This window comes from Micromonospora sp. NPDC049799, assembly GCF_040656655.1.
GTDB lineage: Bacteria > Actinomycetota > Actinomycetes > Mycobacteriales > Micromonosporaceae > Micromonospora.
Window position 1 is genome coordinate 1 of record NZ_JBFAMU010000513.1, and the last position, 3,459, is coordinate 3,459.

A 3,459-nucleotide genomic window follows, 5' to 3' on the forward strand; every position below is an offset into this window, starting at 1 on the left:
CCGCGAGCCGGAGCGCCGCGAGCCGGAGCGCCGGCCGCAGCAGCCCACCGAGGAGGACGACCCCCTCGCCGACCTGCGCCGCTGGCTCGACCGCCGCGGCTGAGGTGTGTGAGGAAGGGCCCCTTCTTAACGCCTGGCGTTGTATAAGGGACCCTTCCTGACACCCTTGCGGCACCCCGCACGCGTCGGCCCGACCTGCGGCTCGGGCAGAATCGTGCGGTGCCCGTCCACGAGATCACCGACCCCGACGACGACCGGATCGCCGACTACCGCGCGCTGACCGACGTCGAGCTGCGTACCCGCTGGGAGCCTCCGCACGGCCTGTTCATCGCCGAGGGCGAGCTGGTGCTGCGCCGAGCGCTGCGCGCCGGGTACCCGGCCCGGTCGTACCTCGTGGACGCCAAGCGCGTCGACCAGCTCGCCGACCTGGACACCGGGGACACACCGGTCTACGCGGCCACCCCGGACGTGCTGGAACGGGCGACCGGCTTCCACGTGCACCGGGGGGTGCTGGCGTCGTTCCGGCGCAAGCCGCTGCCGACCGCCGCCGAGGTGCTGGCCACCGCCCGGCGGGTGGTGATCCTGGAGGACGTCAACAACCACACTAATCTCGGCGCGGTGTTCCGGGGCGCCGCCGCGCTCGGCATCGACGCGGTGCTGCTGTCGCCGACCTGCGCGGACCCGCTGTACCGGCGCAGCGTACGGGTCAGCATGGGGGAGGTCTTCGCGGTCCCGTACGCCAGGCTGGAGCGCTGGCCGGCGGGCCTGGACCAGGTGCGCGAGGCGGGCTTCACCGTGCTCGCCATGACGCCGGCGCCGGACGCCGTACCGATCCAGCGGCTGACTCCGGCGCAGCGTGAGCGGGCGGCGCTGCTGCTCGGAGCCGAGGGCCCCGGCCTCACCGCGGCGGCCCAGTCGGCCAGCGACGTACGGGTGGTCATCCCCATGCGGCGCGGGGTGGACTCGTTGAACGTGGCCGCCGCCGCGGCGGTGGCGTTCTGGGAGCTGGGTCGCGACGACCCGCCGTTCGAATCCTTCTGATTGCATGACCATGCAACTTGGTGCATAATCTTCCTCGTGTCCAAGGTTCTCACCTCCCTGCCCACCGGTGAACGTGTCGGCATCGCCTTCTCCGGCGGCCTCGACACCTCGGTCGCGGTCGCGTGGATGCGCGAAAAGGGCGCCGTTCCCTGCGCCTACACCGCCGACATCGGCCAGTACGACGAGCCCGACATCGCCTCGGTGCCCGGTCGCGCGCTCAGCTACGGCGCCGAGGTCGCCCGACTCGTCGACTGTCGCGCCGCCCTGGTCGAGGAGGGCCTGGCGGCGCTGACCTGCGGGGCCTTCCACATCCGCTCGGGCGGGCGGGTGTACTTCAACACCACCCCGCTGGGCCGGGCGGTCACCGGGACCCTGCTGGTGCGGGCGATGATCTCCGACGACGTCCAGATCTGGGGCGACGGGTCGACCTTCAAGGGCAACGACATCGAGCGGTTCTACCGGTACGGCCTGCTGGCCAACCCGCAGCTGCGCATCTACAAGCCGTGGCTCGACACCGACTTCGTCACCGAACTGGGTGGGCGTAAGGAGATGTCGGAGTGGCTGCTCGAACGTGGCCTGCCGTACCGGGACAGCACCGAGAAGGCGTACTCCACCGACGCCAACATCTGGGGTGCCACGCACGAGGCGAAGATCCTCGAACACCTCGACACCGGCATCGAGACGGTCAACCCGATCATGGGCGTCCGGTTCTGGGACCCGTCGGTGGAGATCCCGACCGAGGACGTCACAATCGGCTTCGACCAGGGTCGTCCGGTGACGATCAACGGCAAGGAGTTCGGCAGCCCCGTCGACCTGGTGCTGGAGGCGAACGCCATCGGTGGCCGGCACGGCCTGGGCATGTCGGACCAGATCGAGAACCGGATCATCGAGGCCAAGAGCCGGGGCATCTACGAGGCACCCGGCATGGCGCTGCTGCACGCCGCGTACGAACGGCTGGTCAACGCCATCCACAACGAGGACACCCTGGCGAACTACCACAGCGAGGGCCGCCGCCTCGGTCGGCTCATGTACGAGGGGCGCTGGCTGGACCCGCAGGCGCTGATGCTGCGCGAGTCGTTGCAGCGCTGGGTCGGCACGGCCGTCACCGGCGAGGTGACGCTGCGGCTGCGCCGGGGCGAGGACTACTCGATCCTGGACACCACCGGCCCGGCGTTCAGCTACCACCCCGACAAGCTGTCGATGGAGCGCACCGAGGACTCGGCGTTCGGCCCGTCGGACCGGATCGGCCAGCTCACCATGCGCAACCTGGACATCGCCGACTCGCGGGCGAAGCTGGAGCAGTACGCCACCCTCGGCATGGTCGGCGGCGCGAGCCCGCAGCGGATGGTCGGTGCCGCGCAGGCGGCCTCGACGGGGCTGATCGGTGCGATGCCACAGGGCGGCGCGGAGGCCATCGCGTCCCGGGGCGTCTCCTCTGGCGACGACGAGGCACTCGACCGCGCCGCGATGGAGTTCGGCGTCGACTGAGCGACGCCTCCGCGCGGAGACGTCCGACCGATCGGGCCGCCGACCGGCCGATCGCGCAGCGCAGGTCACGGACGGTAGCGTGTCGGCCGTGTTCCCTACCGTGCGTGAAGTCCTCGCGTTGGACCCGGTCCGCCACGGCGCTCCGCGCCTGGTCGCCGGTGACAGCGGCCTGGACGCGCCGGTCCGCTGGGTGCACGTGACCGAGGTGCCGGACATCGCCACGCTCCTGGGCGGCGGCGAACTGGTGCTCACCACCGGCATCGGACTGCCCGCCGACGACGCGGGGCTGCGCGCCTTCATCGGCGACCTGGCCGACGTCGGCGTGTCCGGGCTGGTCGTCGAGCTGGGCCGCCGGTACCTCAACCAGGTCCCCCGGGTGATGGCCGCCGCCGCCGAACGCCGCGGGCTGCCCCTGGTGGAGCTGCGGCGGGCCACCCCGTTCGTGCGGATCACCGAGGCCGTGCACGCGCTGATCGTCGACGCGCAGCTCACCGAACTGCGGGCCACCGAGGAGATCCACCAGCGCTTCACCGAGCTGTCGGTGGAGGGCGCCGGCCCCGGCGAGGTGGTACGGCAGGCGGCCGAGCTGTCCGGCTGCCCGGTGGTGCTGGAGAACCTGTCCCGGCAGGTGCTCGCGTACGACCCGGCGGGGGAGAGCGCCGAGCTGCTGCTCGACGGGTGGGAGCAGCACTCGCGGCGGATCCGACCGGCCGGACGGACGGCGTACGACGGCGACAGCGGCTGGCTGGTGACCACGGTCGGCGCCCGGGGCCAGGACTGGGGACGCCTGCTGCTGCGCTGGCCCGGCGGCGGCGACCTGGCCACCTCGCCCGCCGGGGACCACACCGCCGCAGACCACACCGCCGGGGACCCGACCGGCGGGGAGCCGGACGGGCGCGACCCGGAGACCCCGGTGCCGGCCGTGGCCGG

At 72.4% G+C, this 3,459-nt stretch carries 3 protein-coding genes; all 3 read left to right on the forward strand.

What is annotated here, in order from left to right; translation table 11 throughout:
- The first annotated feature begins 195 nt into the window (after positions 1 to 195).
- A complete protein-coding gene (locus AB0I76_RS25445) occupies positions 196 to 1,041 on the forward strand; it encodes an RNA methyltransferase (protein WP_357040287.1) in 846 nt (281 codons plus the stop codon).
- Between the two features lie 36 nt (positions 1,042 to 1,077).
- A complete protein-coding gene (argG, locus tag AB0I76_RS25450) occupies positions 1,078 to 2,529 on the forward strand; it encodes an argininosuccinate synthase (protein WP_357040281.1) in 1,452 nt (483 codons plus the stop codon).
- A gap of 79 nt (positions 2,530 to 2,608) precedes the next feature.
- On the forward strand, positions 2,609 to 3,459 hold an 851-nt coding region (locus AB0I76_RS25455; RefSeq protein ID WP_357040284.1), incomplete at its 3' end, for a PucR family transcriptional regulator ligand-binding domain-containing protein.